Genomic DNA, 25,758 nt, shown 5'->3' with positions numbered 1-25,758 from the left:
GTGACAGACCAGACGACACGGCTCGACACCGCGTTCGTCGCCGGGGCGACCGGGGCGACCGGACGCGCCCTGACGGAACTGCTCGCCCCCCGGGTGGAGACGCTGGTCACGCTCACCCGCGACTCGGCGAACGGGGAGTCGTTGCACGCGCTCGGCGCAGACGAGGTGTTCGTCGACGACCTACTCGACCCGGACGGGTTGGAGATGGCGCTGGCGGGCGTCGACGCCGTCTTCTCCACGGTCGGCACCGCCGCGACGCAGGTCCACGCCGGCGGGCCGTACGTCGACGGGGAGGGGAACCGGACGCTCGTCGCGGCCGCAGAGGCGACCGACGTCGACACCGTCGTCCTGGAGTCGGCGCTGGGTGTCGGCGACGAGCCGGCGAGTCCGTTGGCGGCCGTGTTCGAGGCCGCCATCGGCCCGGTCCAAGCCGCGAAGGCGGACGCGGAGGCTGCGCTCCGGGACGCGGACGTGCGTCACACGATTCTCCGACCGGGCGTGCTCACGGGCAGTCCGCGGACGGACGATGTCACCGTCGCCGACCCCGGGGCGAAGCTGTGGGGGACGGTGTCGCGGGCGGACGTGGCTCGGCTGCTGGCGGCGGCGGCGACCACACCCGCGGCCGCCGACCGCACGTTCGAGGTGGTGTCGACCCCGTCGTTCCCGGATCGGGCCGTCGACGTGGACTGGCGACTCCCCCGGCGACCGGACGGGACGGACGTGCCCGTCCAGGTCGTCTGAGCCGACACACGACGCAAGCGCCAAGCCGCTCGCCCGCCTCGGGAGACCGTGAGCAGTTCCTTCGACGCGCTGGCCGTTCTCGGTGACAGTGTCGCGGCGGGCAGCTACACGGACGCGACGGGGTGGCCGAGCCGGCTCTCCGAGTGTGACGCGCTGTCGGGCACCTCGGTGCACCGGTTCGGGTCGACCGCGACGACGCTTGCCGAGCACGCGGAGACGGTCGAGGAGCACCTGGCCGAGACGGTCGCGGCCGTCGACACGGCCGAGCCGCGGCTGTGTGTCGTCGTTCACGCCGGACACAACGACGCACAGCTGTCGGACGGCGCGCCCCGAGTGTCGGAAGGGGAGTTTCGGCACGCCGCCGCGGAGCTGGACCGGACGCTCGCGAACCACGACGCAGTCGGCTGGCACGGCTTTCTCGGGGTCGTCCCACTGCTGTCCGTCACTGGCGGCGTCGGCTTCGACGACGCCCAGCCGGGGCGGTCGTTGCTGTACGACGACGCGATCCACGCGACGGTCGCCGACCACCGCGCCGTCGCCCGGCCGGTCGAGGCGTGGCACGACCGCACGACGGACGGGGTCCACCCGAACGAGGCGGGCCACGAGCACCTCGCGGCCGTCGTGACCGAGTGGGTCGACGACGCCGCGTGACGGCCGACGCCGTCGCTGCGTGAGTCGACGCCAGCTCGGCGTGATCGACGACCACAGTGTCGGTTTTACTCTCTCGGATAGAGAGCAATGATACTCGTCCGGGACAGAAGCCCCCCGTGGCGGAGACACAGCCGGCACGCGCCTGGCCGGACCGGCCGGTGACGCCGGCGGAGGCGGAGGCGGTGTACGAGCGGGCCGACGCCAGAGGCGTCTGGGTGTTGGACTACGAGGACAGTGTCCGGGTTCGGCTGGTCCCGGACGACACGCCCCACGAGGCCGTCGTAGACGTGGTGCTGGAGACGGACGCGGAGATCAGAGCGTACACCTACACCGGCGGTCGGTGGCTCGACTCCGGCTGGCGGACGACGGCGGCCGTCCACGAGGTCGTCGCCGGCGACTCGCTGTCGGCGTACCGCGTGCTCTCTGGCCACTCCGAGGTGTTGTGACGGGGTGGGGCACAAGCCACATTCCCCTCGCGGCCGTGGCTCCGGCGTGGACGAACCAGAACCCGCGTCCGAGTGGCCGGACCGACCGTTGTCGGAGACGGAGGCGGCGGCGCTCCTGGGCGACGCGCCCGAGTCGAGCGACGCGAGCGACGACGCACCCGACGCGAGCGACCGTCGAGAGGCGCTGGACCCGACAGAACTGCTCTCGCCCGACGACGACCCGGTCGCCGTCTGGGTGATGGACCACGGGACGGGCGTTCGGTCGGCGGCCGTCGGCGCGGACGACCCGGACGACGCGGTGATCGACGTGGTCGTCGAGACGACGGTCGGCTTCCGGATGTTCAGCTACACCGGCGGCCGGTGGATGGACTACGGGACGCAGCGTCACGACGACGAGTCGGCCCCGTCGATGGCGGGCACGTTGGACAGCTACCGGGTGCTGGCGGGAGAATCGACGGCGTTGTAGGCTGTCGTCACTCCCGCCACACGTCGGTCAGCCGCCAGGCGTCGGCCGTCACCGTCGCCGCGCCGCCGCGGGCGAACACGGACAGCCGGTCGCTGTCGGCGCTGGGGTAGAGCCGCGCCGTGAGACACCGCCGTTGGTCGGCGAACAGCTCCAACACGGAGCCGTCGAGGAACGCCCGGAGCTCCAACGGGCCGTCGTCGACGGGCATCGACAGCGACTCCGTCGCCCCGTCGTCGCCGGACGCCGTCCGGTCGACGACGACCTCGTCGCCGGTGTACCGGACGGGCGTCCGTTCGGCGCCCGCGACCGACTCCGCGACGACGAGCCCGGCCTCGTTGGCGCCGTCCAGTTCGACCGTCGCCGCCACCTCCACCGCAGCCCCCCGGCAGAGTCGCTCGTAGTCGCCGTCCGTCAGCGTCGTCTCGACGCCCGCCAGCCGCTCGGCCCGGAGCCGCTCCACCTCCGCGGCCGGCTCCTGTCGGACGTGATCGACGGCAGGCGTCACCACTCGCGGGAGCGACAGCAGCCCGGACCAGCCCGCGTCCCACTGTGCGGGCTCGTCGCGGGTCTCCGGGATCCACCCCCAGGTGAGGTAACGGTCGTGCTCGTCGTCCCACAGCGACTGTGGCGCGTAGAAGTCGCCGTGGTCCAGCAGGCCACGCTCCCGCACCCGGAAGGCGGGCGTCTCCAGGTCCGCCCGTCCGAAGAAGAAGGCGACGCGGTCCTCGTCGGAGACGTGCAACAACGAGCCGCCGTCGCCGAACCGCAACAGCTCCGGACACTCCCACACCGGGGCGCCGCGTGGTCCCTCGCCCACCAGCAACGGGCCGACGTACTCCCACTCCCGGAGGTCGTCGCTCTCGTACAGCAGGGCTGCGCCGCGACCGTCGGCGACGCCGGAGCCGATCAGTTGGTACCACCGCCCGTCCGCCCGCCAGACACAGTGGTCGCGGAACTCCGCCTCCCAGTCGGGCGAGCGGGTGACCGCCAGCGTCTCCGGCGCCGAGTCGATGATCGGGTTGTCCGGGTCCTTCCGCCAGCCGTCCAGTCCGTCGTCGGCGGCGACGGCGAGACACGGGAGCTGTTCGCGTCCCCGGCCACCGGTGTACAACAGCGTCGCCGTCCCGCCGTCGGAGACGGCACAACCGGACCAACAGCCGTCCCGGTCCGGGCCGTCCGGGTCCGGCGACAGCGCGACCGGCCGGTCTTCCCAGCGGAGCAGGTCGTCGCTGACGGCGTGGCCCCAGTGGATCGTGTCGTGGAACGGTCCGGCGGGGTTGTACTGGTAGAACAGGTGGTACGTCCCGTTCCACCGGATCAGCCCGTTCGGGTCGTTGAGCCAGTTCGCCGGCGGGGCGAAGTGGTAGGCGGGGCGGTGGTGGTCGTCGGCCAGCCGGTCGCGGAGCCGCTGGAACCCCGCGGGTGTCACCGGGCGACCGGGCGGGCGGACGGTCTCGGTGTCGGTCGTCGTCGTGTCGTCGCCGTCCGCGCCGTCGACGCTCTCGACGTCGTCTCCTGCGCGGTCGGCTGGCGGCAGCGCGTCGTCGCGGGCGAGCGCCGTGACGGCGTTGGCGAGGAGTCGTCGGCGGGTGCGGTCGTGGCCGTCGCCGGCCCCGGGCGACAGGGAGCCCCCGAGGCCGAGGACGGCGCCGTCACCCAGTCGCCACTCGACGGCCACCTTGCCGCGGTAGTCGTCCTCGTCGCCGTAGTGGGCAGAGGCCAACACTGCCCCCCGCTCGGGCAACACCGCCTCGTAGCGGGCGAACGGCGCCGGGACGCCCGCGCCGGCGACCGTCACCCGGTCGCCCAGCCCGTCGAACAGTGGGTGGTCGTGCGCGACGGCAGTCGGGCGGTAGCCGGTCGGTCGCTCCGGTTCGTCCGTGCCGACGGCGTCCGGGCCGACCGGGTCGAACCCCAGCGCCGGCACCGCCGTCAGGGCGTGTGCCGACAACAAGAGGCCGCCGCCGTCGGCGACGAACCCGCGGAGTCGGTCGGAGACGGCCTCGAAGGCGGCCGCCGTCTCCGGGTCGTCCGGAGCGCTCGGGTCCGGCTCCCCGTCGGCCGGCGACAGGAGCGACCACGTCTCCGTCGCCAACGGCTCCTCCCGGTGCCACCAGACGGCGTCGTAGTCGGCCAACGCCGCGCCGTCGGCCAGCGACGCGAGCGGAACGGGGTCGGCGTCGGCGACACGGCTCGCCGCCCGACGGACGGCCGGGCCGACAGTGCCGTCCGTCAGGACGGCCAGCCGGACGGCGCCGAGCCCCCGCGTTCGTTCCGTGTCCATCTCGTTACCGTTCCGGGTGAGTCGCCGAAAGGGTTCCGACGACGGGTCACTCCCGGCGGTGACTGCTCGTGACGACGGGTCACTCCCGGTGTCCGCCGTCGGCGGCAGCCTCGGCGTCCGACCACCAGCCCGGGAGCGGCACCCGACCGCCGGCGTACAGCACGGCGACGAAGACGGTGACGACGGCCACGCCGCCGCCCAGCGCCCGGTAGGCCGTCTCGAAGGCGACGCCGGCGTCCACGAGCGCGCCGACGGCGCCGCTGCCGCCGGACTCCAACAGGAGTGCGACGCCGCTGAACACGGCGTACGCGCTCGCCCGGCCGGCCGGCGGCAGCGCCGACAGCATGTACGTGTCGACCGCGGGGAACAACGAGTGGGCCGCCAGCCCGAGCACGACCGAGACAGCCGCGATCACGAGCAGGGAGTCGACGGCTGTCAGCGTCAGCAACGACGCGACGAACACGGCGTTGATGCCGACGAGGTACGGCACGTTCGGCAGTCGGTCGGCGAGCCGTCCGCCCAGCCAGAACGCCGGCACGCCGGCGGCGAACGTGAGCGTCAGTACTCCGTTCGCGGCCTCCTGGCTCAGCCCCTTCGCCGTGAGGTAGCTGACGTAGAAGTTGAACGTCCCCTGCCAGACGAAGCCCGCGGCGACGACGAACGCCAGCCCGGCGGCGATCACCCGCCACCGGCCGAGCGCCGTCCGGAAGTCGCGCTCCGGCGCGCCGCCGACTGGCTCCGACTGCTCCCGGAACACCCACAGCAGGGCGACCGTGAGCCCCGTCGCGGTCGCCGCGAGCGCCCAGAACACGAGCCGCCAGTCGCCCAGCTGTGCGACCGCGAACACGACCGCCGCCGGCGCGACCACCGGCGCGATCTGGCTGGCGGTGCCGTGGATCCCGACCATCCGGCCCGTCTGGTCGGGGTACAACGCCCCGATCAGCGGGATCGCGGCGACGAAGTAACCGCCGGTGGACAGCCCCACCGCGAGCGAGCCGGCCTGGAGCGCCACGAGGCTCTCCGCCCGGGCGGTGAACGCCGCCGCGAGCGTCAGCGACACCCCGGTGGCGAGGACGACCCGTTCGCGGCGCACCCTCGTGAGGAGGTAGCCGACGGGGATGCGCGGCAGCGCCGTCCCGACCCACACGAGCGTGGTGACGGAGCCGACCGCCGCCGGCGACAGCCCGAGGCTGCGCTGGAACTCCGGCACGAGCGGGGCGAACGCCACGCGGCCGAAGTTGACGAGGAACACCAGCCCACACAGCGCGGTGAAGAGACGGCGGGTCACTGTGAGACAGGAGTCGGCGGGCGGGTTCAAGCCTTGTGAACGCGGCGTGGTGTGTGTCACTCCCGCAACCCCTTACCCCGCCGCGGCCGAACGTCGCCCCGATGCTCACCGCAGCCAGGATGGCGGAGGTCGACCGGAACGCGGCCGCGCTCGGCGTCCCACGAGCGAAGCTGATGGAGTCCAGCGGCAACGCCGTCGCGCGGGCCGTCCGCGAGCGGTGCGAGCCGGGCGCGAGCGTGCGACTACTCTGTGGCCGGGGGAACAACGGCGGCGACGCCCTCGTCGCCGCGCGGTTCCTCTCGGCGTACGACGTGAGCGTCGAGCTTCTGGGACGGCCGGCGACGATCCGGACGGAGATCGCCCGCGACAACTGGGCCGCCCTGGAAGCCACCGGCGTCGAGACGACGACCTGTCGAGACAGCAGTGGGTTCGAACTCGGGGACCCGGACCTGATCGTGGACGCGATGCTCGGGACGGGCGTGACCGGCGCGCTCCGGGAGCCGGCGGCGACGGTCGCGCGGGTGGTCTCCGAGGCGGACGCGCCGGTCGTTGCCGTCGACGTGCCCTCGGGCGTGGACGCGGACACGGGCTGTGTCGCCGGCGGCGACGCGGACGCCGAGGCCGTCGTGGCCGGTGATCCGACGGCGACTCGGTCGGCGTTCGTCGACGCCGACAGCGTGGTGACGTTCCACGACGCGAAGCCCGGACTGACGGAACTCGCGGACCGCGGCGCGTTCGACCTGACAGTCGCGGACATCGGCATCCCGCCGGCGGCAGAACGGGTCGTCGGCCCGGGCGACCTCCGGCCGCTAACGCGAGCCTCGGACAGCCACAAAGGCGACAACGGGGAGGTGCTCGTCGTCGGCGGCGGGCCGTACGCCGGCGCGCCGACGCTCGCGGCGCGGGCGGCGATCCGGGCGGGCGGGGATCTCGTCCGGGTCGCGGTGCCGTCCGCCGTCGCTGGAGCGGTCCAGGGGTTCGACGAGTCGCTGATCGTCCGGTCGCTGTCGGGCGACCGACTCCGGCCGGAGCACGTCGACCGACTCCACGAGCTGGCGGCCGGGAGCGACACGGTCGTCGTCGGGCCGGGGCTGGGTGCCGACGAGGAGACGCTCGCGGCCGTCGAGTCGTTCCTCGGGGCGTACGACGGGACGGCCGTCGTCGACGCGGACGCGCTGCGGGTCGTCCCGGACCTGGAGACGGACGCGCGGCTGATCTGTACGCCACACCGCGGTGAGTTCGCCCGGATGGGCGGCGACCCGGACGGGGACGCAGACGCGCGGGCGACCGCAGTCGAGGCGTTCGCGGCGGGGCTGTCCCCGGCGGCGACGCTGCTGGTGAAGGGGCCGGTCGACGTGATCTCGGACGGGGAGACGACACGACGCTCCCGGACGGGGAACCCCGGGATGACCGTCGGCGGCACCGGGGACGTGCTCGCAGGGGTGACGGGCGCACTCGCGGCCGTGCTGGCGCCGACGCGGGCGGCGGCGCTGGCCGCGTGGGCGAACGGCCGGGCCGGCGACGCCGCTCACGCGGCGTCCGGCGACGGGCTGGCGGCGACGGACCTGATCGACGAACTGCCGACCGCGCTGCGCGACGAGGAGGTGGACGCGTGAGCGACGACGGTGACGAGAGCGAAGGGGACTCCGACGACCCCACGCTCACCCACACCGCCGACGGGGACGCGCAGATGGTGGACGTGACGGCCAAGCCGGACAGCGACCGTCGGGCGACGGCCCGCGGGGAGATCAGACTCCGGGAGTCGACCGTCGCGGCGGTGCGGGCCGACGAGGTGGGGAAAGGCGACGTGTTGACGACGGCCCGGATCGCCGCGATCCGGGCGGTGAAACACACCTGGGAGACGATCCCCATGTGTCACCAGATTCCCATCGGCGACGTGGAGACGGACTTCGAGGTCCACGACGACCGGATCGTGCTCGCAGTGACGGTTGCGACGACCGGGCAGACCGGCTGCGAGATGGAGGCCGTCCAGGGTGTGACGACGGGGCTGGCGACGGTGTTGGACATGGTGAAGTCGGCCGAGAAAGGGGTGGACGGTGGGTACGACACGGAGATTGGTGGGGTGGAGATTGTGGAAAAGGTGAAGCAGTATTGAGTTCACTCGGTAGGTTGGTCCGTTTCGGTGATCCTCTTCCATAGGGAGCTGGCGGAAGTGGCAATCAGTGTAAGCAGATGAGAGATGAACACAATGGAGAGAATGTAGCTCACTACGTACGATAACACACTGGCATCCAGATTTTTATTTGTAATAGGTTCAAGAGACACGATGAGAGTCGCGAAGAGAAAAAGCGACGTGACGGTGAAGGCCAAGATTCTCTCTGAATCATCTACCCTGTAGAACGATACTGGAATGTTACTACTTATCCATCTAAAGAAGTTTGACAGAGTCTTGCTAGTTGAGTACAGTGTAACAGCGAATATTGGAGTCAGCACATATATCAGGAGATCCAGCACAACAGGTGCAGGATCAGTCCCAACGATAGCCTTAACACTAGCGGCGTTGACAGAAGTGAATAGAACTACACTCAGTGAAACGAACGGGATTATAAAAACATACGAGAACGGGTAGACGAGCATTGCCTCCAGATATCCCGGAACTTCAGCCTCGTACTCTCCTTTCGTGATAATCACACTCTCTGGAGTTTCGTAGAACATATCGGAAGCGACTGTTCCGAAGACGACAGATGTCAAGAAAACAAAATACAGCAGTGGGTGTTCGCTTGGCCGAACCAAGTTAATCAGTTCGTTCATAACATCACTATATGATTAGTTTTCTTTTGTGTTTCGGACTGACACCGAGTGCCACCTCATAACAGTATTTTATATACGGGGGCGCAATAGCCAGCACATGATCTCACTCGACGAGGCCGTCACCGCACGGCTGGAGTCACACGGCGCACGGTTCGAGGTGTTGATCGACCCGGACGCGGCACTCGCCATTCAGCGCGGAGAGTTCGACGGAGAGCTGGAGGACGTAATCGCCGCCGAGGACGTCTTCGAGAACGCCTCTCGTGGCGACCGGCCGGCGGAGTCCGACCTGGAGGAGGTGTTCGGCACGACGGAGCCGTTGGAGATCGTCCCGCAGGTGGTCGAAGACGGGGAGATCCAGATCACGGCCGAGCAACGCCGCGAGATGCAAGAACAGAAGCACAAGCAGTTGGTGAACACGATCACCCGGAACGCGGTCAACCCGCAGATGGACGACGCCCCGCACCCGCCCGAGCGGATCGAGCGAGCGTTAGAGGAGGGTGGGTTCACCGTCGACCCGATGGAGCCCGTCGAGAGCCAGGTGGACGAGGCGCTGGACGTGTTGCGGCCGATCATCCCGATCCGGTTCGACGAGGTGACGATGGCGTGTCAGCTCCCGCCGGAGTACGCCGGCAGCGGCCAGGCGAAGATCCGGGAGTTCGGCGAGTTGGAACGAGAGGAGTGGCAGTCGGACGGCTCCTGGGTGGGCGTGGTTCGGTTCCCCGCCGGGCTCCAAGACGACTTCTACGACCTCGTGAACGAGGTGTCCAGCGGGGAAGCCGAGACACGGGTCGTCAAGGACGAAGACGACATCAGCACGCGGTAGCGACTATCCCTTCCGGAAGCCGACCATGAAGCCGCCGGTGAAGCCGGCGGAGACGGACAACGTAGAGAGGATGGTGTTGAGGAACGGGACGCTCTCCGCGCCGGTGGCGCCGCCGTCCTTCGCCAGCCCCTGTGCGAAGCTGCCGAACTTCTCCCAGTTGACGGTGACGAACCCACGCGATTCCAGGAATTTGAACAACGCGACCTCCAACCCGACCAGCACGGCGATCAGTTTGGCGATCTTCTTGGCGGCGAAGCCGGTGATCCCACCGATAGCCGCGCCCGTTCCGAGTTCCAGTCCCAACTGCTGTGGGTCGAGTGCGAACTGGAGGAGTGTTCCGTCGGCCATACCCACCACTCCACGGGCGGCTCTTAAGGCGTTTGTGGGTACGTCCCGCTCCCAGCGACGGCAGACGAAGTCGGACCCGCTCCCACGGCGGGGCGACCTCGGGCCGTCGTCAGTTGAGGACCTTCTGTGCGACGCTGGCGAGTTCGCTGCCGTCCGCCTCCGCCAGCGGGCCGTCGGCGAACTTCAGGCGGAGCCGCGGCCGCCCGACGTCGATGGGCACCTTCTCGGTGTCGATGATGCCCATGTCCTCCAACTCCGTCTTCGTGCGGGAGAACGTCGCCTTGCTGGCGATTCCGATGTCCTCGCCCCACTTGGAGATGTCGTACAGCAGCGCCTCGTTCTTCGCGGCGACGAGCAACGAGATGGTCACCTCGTCTAGCCCGTCACCGTTGCCGCGGGCGGCCTCCAGGGAGCCCAACACTGCGTCGAAGTCGGCCCGGGCGTCCGGGCCGATGGAGTCTTCCATCGTCCGGCGGACGCGAGTGAGCCCCGGCGTGCGGAGGTCGAACGCCTCGGCGGCGTCGAACCGGTCGCGGAACGTCTCGTAGGCGTCCGCGATGAACGCCTCGTCGTCGGCCGTCAGCCCGGCGACGGAGTCGGAGGCCGGCACGAGCGCGTACAGGTCCGACTCGCCGACGAACAACGTGTTCTCGACGACACCCTCCAGGACCCGGAGCTCCAGCGTCTCCGACTCCACGAGGTCGGCCGCGTCCGACGCGACGAGGAAGTCGTCGCGCACGTCCTTCAACACGTCCTCGCGAGCGAGCACGCTGATCGCCGGCAGTTCGTCGTCCGTCTCGACCCCGTAGTCGACGAGTGCGCGGAACGCCTCGATCGACGGGTCAACCAGCAGCACGTCGCCGTGGATTGTCCCCAGGATAGCTTCGATGGCTGCGCGTCTGTCGTCGCCTCGTAAATTCGATACCATCTTCCCAAATTGGTCTGAAGGGCCGAGAGAATTTAATACTATCGGATTTTCAAGCCGAAACGGTTGAAATTGATAATGGTTTCTGTTCCTGTGTCTCGGAACTTTTTCTGGGGGGATGAACGGTCGAACGGCCGGAGGCGCCAGAGTTCTTTCCTGGTGTGGTCGTGTGATACAGACACGAGACCGCTCCGACCGGGAGTGACACGGGTCGGCGCCTGCAGCAGTGTGGTCGAGCCACGGACCCCACCCGTCTCTGAGACGTTCACACGACGCACACAGCCGTCGGTCTCGGGCTGCGGTGGCGGTCAGTGTTGCCCAGGGGGGACGGTTCAGGCCCATCCGTCTCCTCCGGGGAAGCGTGTCCCAGTCGTCGGGCGTCGAGTCGCGTCGCACAGTCCTCGCTGTCGTCTCCGGCGGGAACTTCACACAGTTGGGCGCACGGTTCCTCCTGAGTCCGGTCGTCCCGTTCGTCATCGCCGACCTGGACGCGAGCGAGTCCACCGTCGGGCTCGCGCTCACGCTGATGTGGGCGACGTACGCTCTGTTCCAGTTCCCCAGCGGCGTGCTCGCGGACCGGTTCGGCGAGCGTCGGCTCCTGTTCGTCGGTCTCGGCGGCGCCGCCCTCGGGACGACCCTCGTCGCGCTGGCCCCCTCGCTGCCCGTGTACGCACTGTTCACCGTCGTGCTCGGCGCCGGCGCCGGGCTGTTCTTCTCGCCCGCCTCCTCACTCCTGTCTCGGTTGTTCGACGACGCCGGCGGAGCCTTGGGGGCGCTGACGGCCGGCGGGGCGCTCGCGGGTGTCGTCTACCCCGCCGTCGGGGGGTTCCTCGGCGAGACGTTCGGCTGGCGGGTCGCCGTCGCCGCCGGCACGCTCGTCACGCTGCCCGTGCTCGCCGCCTCCGTCGCCCTGCTCCCACGGGTCCCGCCGGCCAACCCCGACCGGTCGCTGCGTGCCGCCGTCGACCTCGAGCAACTGCGGACGCTCGTGACCCGACCGAGCGTCGCCTACACGACTGTCGTCGCGATCGCGGTCAGCTTCACGTTCCAGGCGTTCTCCTCGTTGTTCCCGACGTTTCTCGTCCAACACCGCACCGGGATCGACCCCACCGCCGCCGGTCTCGTGTTCGGCGGCGTGTTCGGGCTCTCCTCGCTGGCACAGCCCGTCGCCGGCCGGCTGTCCGACCGGATCTCGCGTGACTTCGCCATCGCCGCCAGCGTCACCCTGACCGCGGCCGGGCTGTCCGTCCTCCTGTTGGCCCCCGGCCGTCCGGCGTTGTTCGTCGGCGCCGGGGTTCTCGGAGTGGGTATCTCCTGGCCCGGCCCCGTCCAGGCTCGGTTCATGGACCAGCTGTCGGCGGAGGAACGCGGCTACGGCTTCGGGCTCGTCCGCACCGTCTACATGTTCGCCGCGGCCCCCGGGAGCGTCGTCGTCGGCACGCTCGCGGAGCGGGCCGGCTGGGTCGTCGCCTTCGGCAGCGTCGTCGTCGTGTTGCTCGCGTGTCTGGTCGTCCTCGCCGCCAACGCCCTCCTCTCGTTGGACCTGTAGCCCGCCGTACCGTTCAACCGTCTGCGACCCCTCTGTCCCGTCGATGTCGGTCACCTGTGCGCTCTGTCGGCGCGTGTTCCCGAACGCCGTCCGGCGCGACTCCCAGGCGATCCAGGAACACCACCTCCGGCCGGAGGAACGGGAGACGAGTCCCACCGTGACACTGTGTCGCCCCTGTCACGACCAGATCCACGCCACGTTCACCAACGAGGAACTCCGAGCGGACTTCGACACGATCGACGCGCTCCGCGACGCCGACCGGCTGTCGGGCTACCTCTCGTGGATCCGCGGCACGGAGAAGCTGGACATCGAGGTGGACACGAGCGACCACGTCCGCGGTCGGCGGTGACGGCCACGACACTCGTCGGCCCCGAGTCGCGTGCCGCTCAGACCGTGAACAGCTCCGTCTCCTCCGGCACGTCGAACAGTCCCAGCCGAACGCCACAGTCCAGCCAGCCGTAGCCGTACGAGAACGACGCCAGCGCGTTCACCGGGTCGTCCGCCGCCCGGAAGTGTTCCCCGTCGTCCAGGTACGCGACGGCCATCTCCCGCACCTCCCGGGCGGCGTCGTGGGCGGGCGTGTCCGCCGGCACCGCGATCTCTGCGGCCGCCAGCGCGTCTGCGAGCATCTCCCCGTACCGGTCCGTCTTCTCCGCCAGTTCCGCGGGCATATCTCTCCGTCCGTCCGTGGCCGCCGTGAGGGTTGTGGGTCCACGTCCGGCCGGCGACGCGGCGAGGACCCGGCCCACGAGACCCACACCTACTTGCCTCGCTGGCCCCGAGAGGAGACGACACCGATGTGCGGACGGTACTCACTCCACACGGAGCCGGCGAGACTGACGGACCGATTCGGCGTCGACTTCGGCGAGTTCGAGCCCCGGTACAACTGCGCTCCCGGTCAGGAGCTCCCGGTCGTCACGGACGGCGGGGAGTGTCGCCGAATGGAGTGGGGGTTCACCCCGTCGTGGGCCGACGAGTCGTTCGACCTCATCAACGCCCGGGCGGAGACGGTCGCCGAGAAACGGTCGTTCGCCGACGCCTACGAGTCCCGACGCTGTCTCGTCCCCGCGACCGGCTTCTACGAGTGGACGGAGACGGGAGCCGGCAAGCAGCCCCACCGCGTCGCCTTCGAGGACGACCGCCCGTTCGCCATGGCGGGGATCTACGAACGGTGGCAGCCGCCGACGCGACAGGCGGGACTGGCCGACTTCGGCGCAGACGGGACCGACGTGGACGACGACCCGATCGAGACCTTCGCCGTCGTGACGACGGAGCCGAACGACCTCGTCGCAGACCTCCACCACCGGATGGCCGTGATCCTGCCCCCCGAGCGAGAGGCCGACTGGCTGTCCGGCGCCGACGAGTCGACGTTGTTCGAGCCGTACGACGACACGGGGATGCACGCCTACCCCGTGTCGACTGCGGTCAACAGCCCCGCGAACGACGACCCGTCGTTGTTGGAGCCGACAGAGACGGGAGAACGAGCGAGCGACTGAGCGGCGTCAGTCGGCGTCGGCGGTCGCGTCCTGTGCCTCGCGGACGGTGTCGAGCGCGTCGTCGATCACCATCTCGAACATCTCGTTGGATGCGCTGATCGTGTCCATCTCGTCGGAGATCTCCGCGATGTTGTCGGCGGAGTCGGCGACCATCGAGGCGACCTCCTCGGCGGAGGCGGCCTGTTCGTCCGTGGCGCGAGACACCTCCTCGACGCCGTCGGACGCCTCCTGAGTCGCCTGTGCGATCTCTTCGAGCGTGTCGATCATCTCGTCGACCCGTTCGGTGGCGTCGCGGATCTCCTCGCTGGCCTGTTGGAGGTTCTCCACCGTCGTCTCCGTGTCGGACTTGATCGAGGTGACCGTCTCCTCGATGTCCGTCGTCCGGGCCTTCGTCGACTCCGCGAGTTCCTTCACCTCGTCTGCGACGACCGCGAACCCGTCGCCGGCCTCGCCCGCGCGGGCCGCCTCGATGGAGGCGTTGAGCGCGATGATGTTCGTCTGGTCGGCGATGTCGTTGATCACGTCGACGACACCGTCGATCTCGTCCACCTGGTTCTCCAGTTCGTCCACGTCGTCGACGACGGACTCGTGTTTCTCCCCGACCGTCTCGATGCGGTCGACGGTGTCTTCGGCCGCCTCCACCCCCTCGACTGCCAACTGCTCTGCCCTGTCGGCCTGTTGGTTCACCCGACTCGTGGAGGAGGCGATCTCCTCCGTCGTCGCGGACAACGAGTCGACCTCGCCGCGTACCGTGCCGATGGCGTCCGACTGATCCGCGAGGATGTCGTTCACGGTGCCGATCCGGTCGGACATGTCCGTGGCCGACATCTGGAGATCCTCGATAGAGTCACCCAGTGCCTCGAAGTCGAAGTCGAAGTCGTCTTCCTCCGCTTCTCCTTCCGGCTCGGCGTCGGTCTCGTCTGCCGGCTCCCCGTCGGCGGCCTCGTCCGCGCCCGGGGTCTCGCCGTCCGTCTCCTGGAGGTCGGTCGCCTCTTCGGCGGCGCCGTCCGTCCGGCCCTGGGCGACGAGCGGCCGCTTGAGGCTCTCGCGGGTCGTCCGAACGCTCGCGCGGAGCTGTGACTCCAGCTCCGTCGCCGTCTCCTCGTCCACGTCCGCCGCCGACAGCGTCTCGGCGACGACACCCTCCAGGACGGCCGCGTGGAGCTCTAGGTAGTCGACGACAGAGCCACCGGACTCTCGAACCCGCTCCCAGGCGTCGTCGTACGCCGGCTCTGTCGTCGCGTACGGGGAGACGACCGCCGACGCGAGCGCACGGTCGTCGCCACCCCCGAGCCCGTGGCTCCCGCCGGACAGCGCGGCGACCACCTCCGGGAGTCGCTCCGTCTCCGTTCGTTCGACGGCCCCTTCGACACTGTACAACGAATCGGCGTGCTCCGAACGCGGGCGTGGTGACTCATCGACCTCCCGACCGACTGCGCCCGGTGCCGTGCTCTCGGACATCTGTCGTCGGAGCGTTCGACTACTCGCACAAAAAATGACCGGGGACAGTTTTCATTTCCGGTAACTACACGATTCGACAACCGTGCCTCTGTAAATAGAATGCCGGGATGTCTCACCGGGATTTTACACGGAACCGGCCGAACGTCGGGGAGTGACAGAGACAACGGTGCCGTTGGGCGACGGGCGGCTCCGACTCCGGCCGACGAACTGGACCACGACGGTCGCGGAGCCGCCGGGCGGCGACCCGGTCGACGTCCGCGAGGCGAGCGAGCGCGCGCTGGCGGACCCGCACGGCCCGCCCGTCGAGCGAGTCGTCGACTCAGACGACGAGGTGGCGATCGTCGTCACGGACGGCACGCGGGCGACACCCGACGAGACGTTGCTCGCGGCGTTGCTCGACCGGCTGCCGGTCGAGCGCTCGGCCGTCACCGTCGTCGTCGGGCTGGGGCTCCACCGCCCGATGACCGACGAGGAGCTGTCGGCGGCGTTCGGTGAGTTCGCCCCGTTGGCCGTCAACCACGACCCGGACGCGACCGTCGAGGTCGGCCGCGTCGACGGCGTCCCCGTCCGCGTCCACGAGACGGTCGCGGCCGCCGACGCCGTCCTCGCCACCGGCACCGTCGAGCCACACCAGTACGCCGGCTTCTCCGGCGGCGCGAAGACGGTCGTCGTCGGTGCCGGCGACGAGCCGCTTATCCGGCACACCCACGGTCCCGAACTCCTCTCGGAGCCGGGCGTCCGGCTCGGCCGGCTCGACGGGAACCCGTTCCGGTCGTTCCTCGACCGCGCGGGCGACCTCGCCGGCCCGACGTTCGCGCTCGACGTGACCCACGGCCCCGCGGGCGTCCTCGGCGTCGCCGCCGGCCGGCCCCGCGCCGTCGTGCGCGAACTGGCCGGCCAGGCCCGCGAGGCGCTGTCCGTCTCCGTCGACGGCGACTACGACGCCGTCGTCGCCGGCGTCCCACCGTCGAAGGCGACCAACCTCTACCAGGCCTCGCGGGCGGCGACGTACGTCGCCTTGGGCGACCGGAATCCGCTCGCGCCCGACGGCCGACTCGTCCTCCCGGCGCGGCTCCCCGAGGGGGCCGGCGAGGGCACCGGTGAACGCCGGTTCGTCGACCGCCTCACCGCCGCGGACTCCGCCGACGCGCTGTACGAGTCGCTCGCGGACGGCTACCCACCGGGCGCACAACGGGCGTTCGTCCTCGCGCGAGTCCTCCGCGAGACGGACGTGTGGGTGACCGACGCCGAGTGCCCGGATCTGGTGGAGTCGTGTCTCCTCGGATCCGCGCCGACCGCGACCGACGCGATCACCGCCGGCGACGACGTGTTGGTCGTCCCGGACGCCACTAATACGTTGTTGACGGACTGACGACCGGGAGATCAGTCCGTCCCGTCGTCCGGGTGGTGGCCGTTGCGGGCGTCGCCGTCCGGCGACGGCTCGTCGGCCCACTCGAACTCCGTCTCGTCTGTGTCCGCGACTGGGCCCTCGCGGACCGGGTCGCGGTCGGTCGACGCGTCCGTCTCCCGGACGGACGGGTCGGCCGCCTCCGCCGACTGCTCCGTCCCGCCGTCGTCGCCCGTCTCGCTGCCGCCGGCGGTCGCGCGGGCGACGGCACGCTGTCGGGCAGCGTGGCGTCGCTCCGCCAGCGAGCCGTCGAGTCGCTCCAACAACGCGACCCGGATCGACTCCGCCCGCTCCGGGTCTACGTCGTGGACGGTGGCGTCACTCCCGATCACACTCGCGGAGCTGGCCGTGTCGGCCGTGACGCTCGCCAGGTCCCACCGACGCTGGAACAGCGTCCGCGTGAGGATCACCGTCTGGAGCCGGAACGCCGGGACGATCCGGGTGTGACGACGCCAGAACCCCTCGCGGGTGACGAGCGACCACTCCGTCTCGTGGTAGCCGCGGTTCCGCCACTTCAGCCGGGCGGCCAGCGGCGTCACCGGCGCCAGCGCGAACGGCGTCGCGGCCGCGACCGCCGGCAGCGCCGTCACCTGCGCGAGCCCGAACGCCGCGAGCGCGAGCACGCCCAGCCCGATCAGGTACCGCCGAACGTAGCGGCGCTTGGCGCGGTCTGCCGGCCGTTGGAACGCCGGATCCACGACCGGCCCGCTGTCCGTCGACTCGTCGAACCCCTCGCCGGCCTCGTAGCGACCGGTGTCGTCGCTGGCGGCCAACACCTCTCGTGCGAGCTCCAACACGTGCGACCGGGTCCCGAGCGGGACCGTCGTCTCCGAGCCGCCGCTCCCGTTGGAGCCCGGGGCGTAGCCGGCCGTCTCCACCGCCAGTGCGGCGTAGCCCAGCCGCCGCATCAGCACGTTCTCGCCGACCGTCACCGTCTGCACCTTCCCCAGCGGGATCGTTCCGGAGTACCGCCCGACGAGCCCGCGCTCGTACCGGAGCTCGTCGCCGGCCCGCTCCAGCCGGAAGCCGTAGTACTGGAGGTACGTCAGGACGACACTGACGAGCCAGACGGCCAACAGGTACGCGAGGACCGCACCGATCGCGCCGGTTGCGAGCGTCACCGGGTTCAGCGTCGCCAGCTCGCGGACCCCCGCGCGGAGGTCGATTCCGACGAACCGCAGCGCCCGGGTCGTCGCCTCGTCACCCCCGAACGGGATGCCGACGAACGGCACCGCGAACGCTCCCGGCCGGAAGGAGACGGCGCTCAACACCCGCAGCTCGTGGTCGGAGATCTCGTACACGACCTGCTCTTCGACCGGGGGCTCGTCTTCGGCCGTCTGCTCGCCCCCCTCGGCGCGCTCCCGGCGGCGACGGGCGCGGGGTCCGACCTCGCGTTGGAGTCGGTCGGCCTCCTCCGGGGAGACGGCGTCTAAACTCGCCTCCGTACCGGAGCCGCCGGCGGTCTCGAACGCCACGACCGCCAGCCCGAGCGCGCGCTTGAGCGCCGGCCGGCTCACGTCCACGTTCTGAATCCGTTCGAGCGGGATCTCGCGGCGCTGGCGGCCGATCACGCCGCTCTCCACGATCAGCTCGTCGGCCGTCAGCTCGTAGCCGAACCGGTAGTAGTACGCCACCTGGTAGCCGGCCCCCAGGAGGAACCCGAGCGGCGCCAACAGGAGGGCGACACTGAACGGCAACAGGTCCGCCTGGTTGGCGAGGAAGAAGGCGCCGAACAACGCCGCCGACCCGAGCTGGACGCCGCCCTGGAGCGCGTCGATCGCGGCCGACCGGGAGTGGAGTCGTCGCATGGGGTCAGACGGCGTCGTACTCGCTCTCGGCGGCCAGTTCGCGCAGACGCTCGCGGAGCTGCGTGGCGCGGTCCGGCGTCAGCCCCGGCACCGTGATGTCGGCGCCGCGGGAGCCGGCGGTGTACACGACCACGCTGGCGAGGCCGACGGCCCGCTCGACCGGCCCGCGGCGCGTGTCGACGTGTTGGACCCGGACGAACGGGACGGACGACACCCGGCGAGTGAGCACCCCTCGCACCAGGTACAGCGAGTCGTCTCTGATCTCGTACCCCCACACCCGGTAGCGCAGGACGGCGAACACGATCCCGAGCAGTCCGACCAGGGTCGCCACCGCGCCGAACAGGACGAGCGGCGACGGTCCGACGGGGAGTTCGACGCCGAGTCTGTCGCCGACGAACCCGAACCCCGCGAGGAGCCCGGCCGACACCAGGGTGCTGGCCACCCACACCAGCCTGACCCGTGGGTGGAGTGTCTCCAGTTTCACGTGTTCGAGTACGCACGCCGGGGTGATAGGAAGTTCGATGCGACCGGCTCGCGCGGGCGTCTCCGGGTCCGCAGCTAGCACGCACACACGGTGAACCGTGGCCGCGGCGAACGGACGAGGTAGGGTGGGCCACCCCGCCGGAGTCACCAGCCGCCTCGCCGCCGGCCACGTACCCACTGTGGGGACGGGGACACAAGAGTCGTCGCCGGCTTCCGACGCCGTCGGGACGGCTCCCGGAACGCGGGACTACGCCGTCGACGCGTCGTCCGTGTCCGTCTCCGAGTCGTCGTCCGTGTCCGTCTCCGAGTCGTCGTCCGCGTCCGTCTCCGAGTCGTCGTCCGCGTCTGCCTCCTCGTTCGCGTCTCGCACACGCCCCGCGTGTCGTTCCAGCGCGGCCGCCAGTTCCTCGGCCTCGTCGGGCGCGAGGTGGACGCGTTCGGCGTGGGCGGGCAGTCCGGTCTCCGTGTGGTCCGCCTCCACCTCCAGCCGGATCTCGTCGGGGGCTCGACGGTCGGCGGTCGCGTTGACGACGCCCAGCGACTCCGTGTCGGCCGCCGAGTGGTCGCCGTCCGTGCCGTCGGCGCGGCGCTGGAGCGTCGTGACGGACGCCATGTCCAGCGTCGTGTAGGCGTTCACCCGGAGCAGTCGGTCGGGCACGTCAGTCGTCCGCCTCGACCGGGTACTCGTCGGAGCCGACCGGCGCCGGTCCGTCGTCCATCTCGTCTTCGTCGGCGTACGGGTACCACGTCAGCTTCGTGTTGTGCATGTACGGGTCGTCGTAGTCCGTCTCCTCCGGCTGGATCATCTCCCCGAGCGTCTCCTCGTCGGTCTGCTCGACGAAGTCGCGGAAGCTCTCCCCGTCCTCGCGGGCGTCGTCGAACGCCGCGAGGAGGTTCGAGATGGCGCCCGGCACCTCGTCGGCCGGGATGCGCTGGGCCACCCAGTCGGCAAAGCGGGGGTCCTCGCCGAGCCCGCCGCCGAGCCCGACGTCCAGTGCCTCCACCGCCTCGCCGTTCTTCCGGGTCTTCATTCCGCGGAGACTCACGTCCGCGATCTGCGGCTGGGCACACGACGCCGTACAGCCGGAGAGGTGGATGTGGAACTCCTCGACCCCCTCGGGCAGGTCGACGTTCTCCTTGAGCCACCGCGCGTACCGAACCTGGCGGTTCTTCGTCTCCACGATGGACAGCGAACAGAACTCCGTCCCGGTGCACGCGATGGAGCCGCGCATGAACGGGTGCGGGTCCGGCGCGTAGTCGTCGAGCAACGGCTCCGCGAGGAACTCGTCGAGGTCGGACTCGGACACGTCCGTCACGATCACGTTCTGGCGCTGGGTGAGCCGCACCTCCCCGCTGCCGTACTCGTCTGCGAGGTCGGCCAGCTCCAACACGTCGTCGGACCCCATCCGGCCGACGAGCACGTTCAGCCCGACGTAGAAGTTGTCGTCGCCCTGCGGGTGGACGCCGACGTGGTCGTGGTCGCCGCCCGGGTACTGTGCCGCGACGCCGCCGTCGGCGACGGCACCAGTGCCGTTCGCGTCGGCGTCCGGCGCCCGCCCGGCGTTGTACGTGTACTGGTCGCGCAGGTCCTCGCCCGCCGACGGCAGCTCGCGGTCCAGGAACTCCGACTCCAGCGTGTCGCGGATCTCCTCGACGCCCCACTCGTCGACGAGGAACTTCATCCGAGCGTTGTAGCGGTCTTCGCGGTCGCCGTACTCGCGGAACAACGCGGACAGCGCGCCAGACACCTCCTCGGCCTCGTCGGGCGTGACGAACACGTCTAGGTCGCGGGCCAGTCGCGGCTCGTTGCGCGAGAGACCGCCGCCGACCCGGACGTTGAACCCCATCTCGCCGTTCTTCTCGGCCGGCTCCAGCGCGAGGTCGTTGATGTCACCCTGGCCACAGCCCTCGCGGCAGCCCGTCACGGACACCTTCCACTTCCGCGGGAGGTTGGCGTGATCTTCGTTGCCCTTGAACTGCTCGTTGAGCTGCTCTGCGACCGGCAGGGCGTCGACGACCTCCTGTGCGTCCTTGCCGGCGACCGGGCAGCCGACGATGTTGCGCCAGGAGTCGCCACACGCCTGCTGTGTCGTGAGCCCGTTGGCCTCCAGCTTCTCGAAGATCTCCGGCACGTCCGACAGCCGGATCCAGTGGAGCTGGATCGACTGTCGGGTCGTGAAGTCGGCGTACGCGGCGCCGAACTCCGGGTTGTCGGCCGGGCCGCGGGCGTACTCGTCGGCGATCTCGCCGACGACCTCCAGTTGTCCCGGCTCCAGCACGCCGTTCGGCGTGCCGATCCGCATCATGAAGTAGCTCTCCTGACCGGATCGCTGGTGGTACAGCCCCCACCACTTGAACCGCTCGAACCAGGCGTCGTGTTCGTCGTCCGGGATCGACTCCCACCCCTCCTCGGCGAACTCCATCAGGTGGTCGCGGATCTCCTGACCGTACACTTCCGACTTCCAGTTCTCTACGTCAGTTGGCATACGAACTGTGAAGACCGCCTCTTCCTAAAGGTGACAGACTCCACTAATCGTTACGGGTTCTCCGACGAAAATGCACGGTTTGCCGGTAACTCGCGGGCACCCCGGGAGCCGGCGCCGGCAGCGGGCGCAGACCGCGCGAGCTCCTGGAAGACGCCGCGTTCGCCCGCTTCCCGCCGTGGCGTGTCCCTGTCGACGAGCCGGCCGACCGGGAGCCAGTCGGTCGCTCCCTCGGTGTCACACTGGATGCAGGTGCCGTACGCGCGCACCTCGATCGTCCGACCGTCGACGCCGACCTCGGTGAACCCTTCGACGACGAGGTCGGCCGGACGGCACCCGCAGAACCCGGAGACACGCCACAGTTCACCGACACCGACCGCACGGCTGTCGGCCACGGAGAGCCAGGCGCCGTCGTCGAGCACGCGCAGTGCGGCTGTCACGTTCCAACGACTGTCCTGCCGGGGTTTCACTCGTCCGGTGCCTGCAAGCCCGGGCGTCAGCAGTGACACGTCACAGGCACCCGACTGGGATGCCGTCCCCGGATCGTCGCCGTCAGCCGGGTCGCAGGAACCAGCAACTGCTGCTGGTTCCAGATTGTCACGGCCAGATTCGGGGCCGTCCGTGGCTTGATACCGGCCCCGGCCGTGGGGAGTCTCGTGAGACAGACACAGAACCCGACCGAACACGTCTCCGCGGACGTCGCTCCAGAACTGTTCGCACTCGACGAGAGAGAGGCACGACAGTGAGCGAGACGCGTGCCGAGGAGGCGGACGCGACAGACCCGGACCCGGAGCCAGAGCCGGAGACCACCGAGACTGACGAGACGGACGGGGAATCGGAGACGGAGGAACGAGTCGACGACCACCTCGACGGGGTCGACGCGGGCTGTGGCTGCGCCGAAGTGTGGGAGACCCTGTCGGAGCAACGCGAGGAGTGAACCGAGCCGTCGCCGAGCGGCTCTCTCGACGGCGATTTGCGCGTTTTAGTCGTTCGCTCGCAAAACCAACAGTCTCGCGGTTCGCGTGACCGGAAGGTATAATTAATAACAGCACTAGTTCTCATACCGAGATGTCGGTTCCGGAACGTACGTTCGACCGTGAGGTAGTGACGCCCAGGCTGTTCGCCGTCGTGGGCGTCGTCACCGCGGTCTACTGTCTGTTCGAAGTCGCGGGTGCAGTCGTCGCCCGGCCGACGGCGGCGCTCCCGCCCGAGGCGTCTCTCCTGGCCGTCGCGGCCGTCGGTCACCTGTACACCGCGTACTGGCTGTCGACGGACGCGTTCGGTCCCGAGGCGGTCTGGCGGGTCGGTGTCGGGGCGGCGGCCGCGGCGGTCGTGGCGACGACGACAGTCGTGGTCGCGGTGCCGACGACGCTGGGGACGCTGCCGGACTTCGAGACGGCGGTGTTCCTGCTCGTGGCGACCGGGACGGACGCCGGGCTCGTCGGGGTCGTCCTGACGGCGCTGTGGCTGCCGTCCGTCCCGGTCGGACGCCACGGCGACGGCGTGCTCGGCGGTGGGGTGATCGGCGACGGCGGCCGGGTAGTGACCGACGGGCCCGCGCCGGCCGACTGCGAGCGGCTCGTCACTCTCCACTCGCTCGTCCGTCACAACGTCCGCAACCGCGTGAACGTGATCGACGGCCGGCTGGATCTCCTGCTGGAGGGGGCGACGGACGTGGACGAGCACCAGCGCGCGACGATCGAGACGCAGTTGGACGCCGTCTTGGAGCTGTTGTCGGACGTGTCCGTCGCGGTCGACGCCGTCAGCGACGACCGGAGCCGCGAGGCCGTCCCGCTGCGGGCCGTCGTGGTCGAGCAGGCGTCCATCATGGAGGGGAGTCACGACGGGCTGTCCGTGACCACGGACGTGGACCCGGAGCTGTCGGCGTTGGCGGACGACCTGCTGCCGGCGGTCGTGGAGAACGTGTTGTCGAACGCGGTCGAGCACCACGACCGCGAGGTCGTGAACGTGACCGTCACGGCGGAGACGGACGACGACTGGATCCACCTGCGGGTCGCCGACGACGGCCCGGGGGTTCCCGACCGATTCGACGGCAACGCGTTGGAGCCAGAGGTGGGCGACGGCTCCGGAATGGGGCTGTACCTCGTCGACACGCTCGTGTCCGGCTACGGCGGCTCGGTGAGCCTGTCGGACAACGAACCCAGAGGGACGGTCGTAGAGCTGACGCTCCCGGAGGCGGAGTGAGTCCGTCCGTCGAGGTCGACGGAGTCGAGTCGACGCCGGTCGTCTACGGGCGACTCGGGTTCCACCGTGGTGGCTCTCCGTTCGTCTCGGCGTACCGGTCGTAGTGCCGGCGGGCGACCCGACGGGCCTCTGCCGGGAACGACACCGTCTGGAACCGAAAGTAGTTGGGCGTCTGCCGTTCGACGACTGCGGCGAGGCTGTCACGGAGGAAGCGGCTGTAGCCGACGAACACGAGTTCGCCGAACGACTTCAGTTCGTACACCCCCTTCCCTTCGGGGACACGCTCGCGGACCTTTTCGACCGTCGCCTTGCTCCAGCGCTTTTGAATCGGCATCCGGAAACACGGGGAGCGCCCGCTACCTAAGTCTATGGTTCCGGGGTCGGGTGAGAGTGTGGGGACGAACCCGACTACCGTCAGTCCTTTATCAGACCGATTCAGTTGATCGATATCGGAGCTACCACCGTGTCAGAGACACAAGACGGAGCCACGCCGGGGGAGGCGGGGCTCACAGCGCGGATTCTCCTCGCGGTCGGACAGTTCGCCGTCGACGTGGAGCCGTACTACCCGGAGGTGATCAGGCGGAACTTCGCCGTGCGGCTGTTCGTCCTCGCGTCGGCCGTGGTCGTGATCGGGCCGGGGGCGGCAGTGTTGTTCGTCGACGACGTGTTGACCGCCGCTCTCGTCTTCTCGACGGTGACGATCTTCACGGGGTTCATGGCGTACTGTGAGCTGTACTGGGTGGTCGTTCGGACGACACGAGAGGTCCGGGCGGTCGACGAGGGACAGTACGACGCCGGGTTCGCCGTGACGCGTCCGGACGAGATCGGGGTGTTGTTCGACGCCTTCGAACGGATGGCCGACTCGCTGGGGGAGAGCATCCAGGAGGCCGAGGCGGCACGGGAGCGCGCGACGGAGGCCCGCGAGGAGTCACGCCGACGGTCCCGGCGGCTGGAGGAACGGGCGGCGGCGTACGCCGAGCGGCTGTCGGCCGTCGCCGACGGCGACCTGACGGTGCGGCTGGACACGGACGCGGACGACGAGGCGATGCGGGAGGTTGCGACGGCGGTCAACGACGCTCTCGCGCGGCTGTCGGAGACGGTCGGTCGGGTGGAGGCGGTCGCGGAGGCGGTCGCGGACGCCAGCGCCGACGCCGACGACGGCATCGGCGAGGTGGAGACGGCGGCCGCGGAGGTGGCGGCCTCCGTGAGCGAGATCTCCGACGGCGCGGCGAGCCAGTCGACGGACCTGGCGGACGCGACGAACGAGCTGTCGGCACTGTCGGCGACTGTCGAGGAGGTGACGGCGACCACAGACGAGATCGCCGACCAGTCGGAGACGGTCGCCCGCCAGGGTGAACGCGGCGTGGAACTGGCGGAGACGGCCGCGACGGAGATGTCCGCGGTCGTCGACCACACGGAGGCGACGGAGACGGCGAACCGGGAGTTGGCCGAGAACGTCGCCCGAATCGGCGAGATCGTCGAGCTGATCGACGACGTGGCAGAGCAGACGAACACGCTCGCGTTGAACGCCTCGGTAGAGGCGGCACGCGCGACGGGCGACGGCAGCGACGGGTTCGCCGTCATCGCAGACGAGGTGAAGGAGTTGGCGACGGAGACTCGGGAGGCGACGACCCGGGCGGCGGACCTGGTCGCGGACGTGGAGGCGTCGACGGACGCGGCCGTCGCGGACGTGGCCGAGACCCGGGAACGAGTGGAGACCGGCCGGGAGACGGTGACAGAGGCGTTCGAGGCGTTCGAGGCGGTCGTCGACTCCGTGGCGGAGGTGGACGAGGGGCTCCAGTCTATCGCGACGGCGACGGACGAACAGGCCGACAGGGCGCAGGCCGTCGTCGGGACGGTAGAGGACGTGTCGGCAGTCGTCGAGGAGACCGCCGCAGAGGCGGAGACGGTGTCTACGGCCGCAGACCAGCAGTCGTCGTCGCTGTCGAGCGTCGGGACCGAGGTGGAGCGACTGGCCGAGCGGGCCCAGGAACTGGACGACCTGGCGGCGGCGTTCGACACCGGGGAGGTGACGGCGGCCGGCGGTCGCTGAGCCGCCGTCGCCGTCGTCGTTGGGTTCCGACAGGATCGGCGTTGGAGAATCGGAAGCACTTATACCCG

The 25,758-nt window shown here is 70.0% G+C and carries 27 protein-coding genes; 14 read left to right on the top strand and 13 right to left on the bottom strand.

Annotation, left to right across the window (positions count from 1 at the left end):
- The 4 genes from RYH79_RS04190 to RYH79_RS04175 all read left to right on the top strand — a co-directional run bounded on the left by RYH79_RS04190 (position 1) and on the right by RYH79_RS04175 (position 2,304).
- On the top strand, positions 1 to 741 hold the full coding sequence (locus tag RYH79_RS04190) for an SDR family oxidoreductase (RefSeq protein ID WP_370896547.1): 741 nt from the start codon (positions 1 to 3) through the stop codon (positions 739 to 741).
- A gap of 48 nt (positions 742 to 789) precedes the next feature.
- On the top strand, positions 790 to 1,392 hold the full coding sequence (locus RYH79_RS04185; RefSeq protein WP_370896545.1) for an SGNH/GDSL hydrolase family protein: 603 nt from the start codon (positions 790 to 792) through the stop codon (positions 1,390 to 1,392).
- A gap of 116 nt (positions 1,393 to 1,508) precedes the next feature.
- Complete coding sequence (locus RYH79_RS04180) at positions 1,509 to 1,838, top strand: hypothetical protein (RefSeq protein ID WP_370896543.1); 330 nt, start codon at positions 1,509 to 1,511, stop codon at positions 1,836 to 1,838.
- A 46-nt stretch (positions 1,839 to 1,884) separates the two neighbouring features.
- Positions 1,885 to 2,304, top strand: a complete 420-nt coding sequence (locus RYH79_RS04175) for a hypothetical protein (protein ID WP_370896541.1) — start codon at positions 1,885 to 1,887, stop codon at positions 2,302 to 2,304.
- A 7-nt stretch (positions 2,305 to 2,311) separates the two neighbouring features.
- Here RYH79_RS04175 and RYH79_RS04170 read toward each other — a convergent pair whose 3' ends face one another.
- A complete protein-coding gene (locus tag RYH79_RS04170; RefSeq protein ID WP_370896539.1) occupies positions 2,312 to 4,588 on the bottom strand; it encodes a GH32 C-terminal domain-containing protein in 2,277 nt (758 codons plus the stop codon).
- 79 nt (positions 4,589 to 4,667) lie between these two features.
- Positions 4,668 to 5,876: an MFS transporter gene (locus tag RYH79_RS04165; protein WP_370896537.1), complete on the bottom strand. Its 1,209-nt coding sequence runs from the start codon at positions 5,874 to 5,876 to the stop codon at positions 4,668 to 4,670.
- Between the two features lie 101 nt (positions 5,877 to 5,977).
- Between RYH79_RS04165 and RYH79_RS04160 the strand changes: the two genes are divergently transcribed.
- Positions 5,978 to 7,492 carry an NAD(P)H-hydrate dehydratase gene (locus RYH79_RS04160; RefSeq protein ID WP_370896535.1) on the top strand — a complete coding sequence of 505 codons (1,515 nt, stop codon included), beginning with the start codon at positions 5,978 to 5,980 and terminating at the stop codon, positions 7,490 to 7,492.
- On the top strand, positions 7,489 to 7,992 hold the full coding sequence (gene moaC, locus RYH79_RS04155; RefSeq protein ID WP_370896533.1) for a cyclic pyranopterin monophosphate synthase MoaC: 504 nt from the start codon (positions 7,489 to 7,491) through the stop codon (positions 7,990 to 7,992). Before RYH79_RS04160 ends, moaC begins: the two co-directional genes overlap by 4 nt.
- 2 nt (positions 7,993 to 7,994) lie before the next feature.
- On the opposite strand, the gene RYH79_RS04150 is transcribed toward moaC, so the two are convergent.
- Complete coding sequence (locus tag RYH79_RS04150) at positions 7,995 to 8,648, bottom strand: hypothetical protein (protein ID WP_370896531.1); 654 nt, start codon at positions 8,646 to 8,648, stop codon at positions 7,995 to 7,997.
- 97 nt (positions 8,649 to 8,745) lie between these two features.
- Between RYH79_RS04150 and RYH79_RS04145 the strand changes: the two genes are divergently transcribed.
- Positions 8,746 to 9,471 (top strand): ribosome assembly factor SBDS, encoded by a 726-nt coding sequence (locus tag RYH79_RS04145; protein ID WP_370896529.1) that lies wholly within the window; start codon positions 8,746 to 8,748, stop codon positions 9,469 to 9,471.
- Positions 9,472 to 9,474: 3 nt separating this feature from the next.
- Here RYH79_RS04145 and RYH79_RS04140 read toward each other — a convergent pair whose 3' ends face one another.
- Together RYH79_RS04140 and tbsP are read right to left on the bottom strand one after the other, a co-directional pair.
- The gene (locus RYH79_RS04140; RefSeq protein ID WP_370896527.1) at positions 9,475 to 9,819 is read right to left on the bottom strand and encodes an FUN14 domain-containing protein; all 345 of its coding nucleotides are present in this window, start codon (positions 9,817 to 9,819) and stop codon (positions 9,475 to 9,477) included.
- A 109-nt stretch (positions 9,820 to 9,928) separates the two neighbouring features.
- Positions 9,929 to 10,747, bottom strand: a complete 819-nt coding sequence (gene tbsP / locus RYH79_RS04135) for a transcriptional regulator TbsP (protein WP_370896525.1) — start codon at positions 10,745 to 10,747, stop codon at positions 9,929 to 9,931.
- A 358-nt stretch (positions 10,748 to 11,105) separates the two neighbouring features.
- Between tbsP and RYH79_RS04130 the strand changes: the two genes are divergently transcribed.
- Positions 11,106 to 12,293 (top strand): MFS transporter, encoded by a 1,188-nt coding sequence (locus RYH79_RS04130; protein WP_370896523.1) that lies wholly within the window; start codon positions 11,106 to 11,108, stop codon positions 12,291 to 12,293.
- A 43-nt stretch (positions 12,294 to 12,336) separates the two neighbouring features.
- Positions 12,337 to 12,642, top strand: coding sequence for a hypothetical protein (locus RYH79_RS04125; protein ID WP_370896521.1), 306 nt, complete (start codon positions 12,337 to 12,339; stop codon positions 12,640 to 12,642).
- A 37-nt stretch (positions 12,643 to 12,679) separates the two neighbouring features.
- On the opposite strand, the gene RYH79_RS04120 is transcribed toward RYH79_RS04125, so the two are convergent.
- The gene (locus tag RYH79_RS04120) at positions 12,680 to 12,964 is read right to left on the bottom strand and encodes a DUF357 domain-containing protein (RefSeq protein WP_370896519.1); all 285 of its coding nucleotides are present in this window, start codon (positions 12,962 to 12,964) and stop codon (positions 12,680 to 12,682) included.
- Between the two features lie 126 nt (positions 12,965 to 13,090).
- Here RYH79_RS04120 and RYH79_RS04115 point away from each other — a divergent pair, with 126 nt between their 5' ends.
- Positions 13,091 to 13,789, top strand: coding sequence for an SOS response-associated peptidase (locus RYH79_RS04115; protein WP_370896517.1), 699 nt, complete (start codon positions 13,091 to 13,093; stop codon positions 13,787 to 13,789).
- Positions 13,790 to 13,795: 6 nt separating this feature from the next.
- Here the strand turns inward: RYH79_RS04115 and RYH79_RS04110 are convergent, their stop codons facing one another.
- Positions 13,796 to 15,250: a methyl-accepting chemotaxis protein gene (locus RYH79_RS04110; RefSeq protein ID WP_370896515.1), complete on the bottom strand. Its 1,455-nt coding sequence runs from the start codon at positions 15,248 to 15,250 to the stop codon at positions 13,796 to 13,798.
- A gap of 151 nt (positions 15,251 to 15,401) precedes the next feature.
- Here RYH79_RS04110 and RYH79_RS04105 point away from each other — a divergent pair, with 151 nt between their 5' ends.
- Entirely contained in the window at positions 15,402 to 16,622 is a 1,221-nt protein-coding gene (locus tag RYH79_RS04105) for a lactate racemase domain-containing protein (RefSeq protein WP_370896513.1), read from the top strand.
- Between the two features lie 11 nt (positions 16,623 to 16,633).
- Here RYH79_RS04105 and RYH79_RS04100 read toward each other — a convergent pair whose 3' ends face one another.
- From RYH79_RS04100 to RYH79_RS04080, 5 genes are all read right to left on the bottom strand, one after another.
- Positions 16,634 to 18,466 carry a PH domain-containing protein gene (locus RYH79_RS04100; RefSeq protein ID WP_370896511.1) on the bottom strand — a complete coding sequence of 611 codons (1,833 nt, stop codon included), beginning with the start codon at positions 18,464 to 18,466 and terminating at the stop codon, positions 16,634 to 16,636.
- Positions 18,467 to 18,470: 4 nt separating this feature from the next.
- Positions 18,471 to 18,944: a PH domain-containing protein gene (locus RYH79_RS04095; RefSeq protein ID WP_370900756.1), complete on the bottom strand. Its 474-nt coding sequence runs from the start codon at positions 18,942 to 18,944 to the stop codon at positions 18,471 to 18,473.
- A gap of 252 nt (positions 18,945 to 19,196) precedes the next feature.
- Positions 19,197 to 19,607 carry a DUF6360 family protein gene (locus RYH79_RS04090; protein ID WP_370896509.1) on the bottom strand — a complete coding sequence of 137 codons (411 nt, stop codon included), beginning with the start codon at positions 19,605 to 19,607 and terminating at the stop codon, positions 19,197 to 19,199.
- 1 nt (position 19,608) lies between these two features.
- Positions 19,609 to 21,435 carry a nitrite/sulfite reductase gene (locus RYH79_RS04085; protein WP_370896507.1) on the bottom strand — a complete coding sequence of 609 codons (1,827 nt, stop codon included), beginning with the start codon at positions 21,433 to 21,435 and terminating at the stop codon, positions 19,609 to 19,611.
- 50 nt (positions 21,436 to 21,485) lie between these two features.
- Positions 21,486 to 21,872 (bottom strand): DUF8134 family protein, encoded by a 387-nt coding sequence (locus tag RYH79_RS04080; RefSeq protein ID WP_370896505.1) that lies wholly within the window; start codon positions 21,870 to 21,872, stop codon positions 21,486 to 21,488.
- 302 nt (positions 21,873 to 22,174) lie between these two features.
- On the opposite strand from RYH79_RS04080, the gene RYH79_RS04075 reads away from it, so the two are divergent.
- Complete coding sequence (locus RYH79_RS04075; protein WP_370896503.1) at positions 22,175 to 22,369, top strand: DUF8595 family protein; 195 nt, start codon at positions 22,175 to 22,177, stop codon at positions 22,367 to 22,369.
- A gap of 131 nt (positions 22,370 to 22,500) precedes the next feature.
- Entirely contained in the window at positions 22,501 to 23,637 is a 1,137-nt protein-coding gene (locus RYH79_RS04070; RefSeq protein WP_370896501.1) for a sensor histidine kinase, read from the top strand.
- A 43-nt stretch (positions 23,638 to 23,680) separates the two neighbouring features.
- Here the strand turns inward: RYH79_RS04070 and RYH79_RS04065 are convergent, their stop codons facing one another.
- Positions 23,681 to 23,971 carry a DUF7508 domain-containing protein gene (locus RYH79_RS04065; RefSeq protein ID WP_370896499.1) on the bottom strand — a complete coding sequence of 97 codons (291 nt, stop codon included), beginning with the start codon at positions 23,969 to 23,971 and terminating at the stop codon, positions 23,681 to 23,683.
- A 129-nt stretch (positions 23,972 to 24,100) separates the two neighbouring features.
- Between RYH79_RS04065 and RYH79_RS04060 the strand changes: the two genes are divergently transcribed.
- Positions 24,101 to 25,690 (top strand): methyl-accepting chemotaxis protein, encoded by a 1,590-nt coding sequence (locus RYH79_RS04060; protein ID WP_370896497.1) that lies wholly within the window; start codon positions 24,101 to 24,103, stop codon positions 25,688 to 25,690.
- Positions 25,691 to 25,758 lie beyond the last annotated feature (68 nt).

Origin of the sequence: Halobaculum sp. MBLA0143, from assembly GCF_041361465.1 — an archaeon.
Lineage (GTDB): Archaea > Halobacteriota > Halobacteria > Halobacteriales > Haloferacaceae > JAHENP01.
This window is presented reverse-complemented; position numbering and strand designations above follow the sequence as displayed.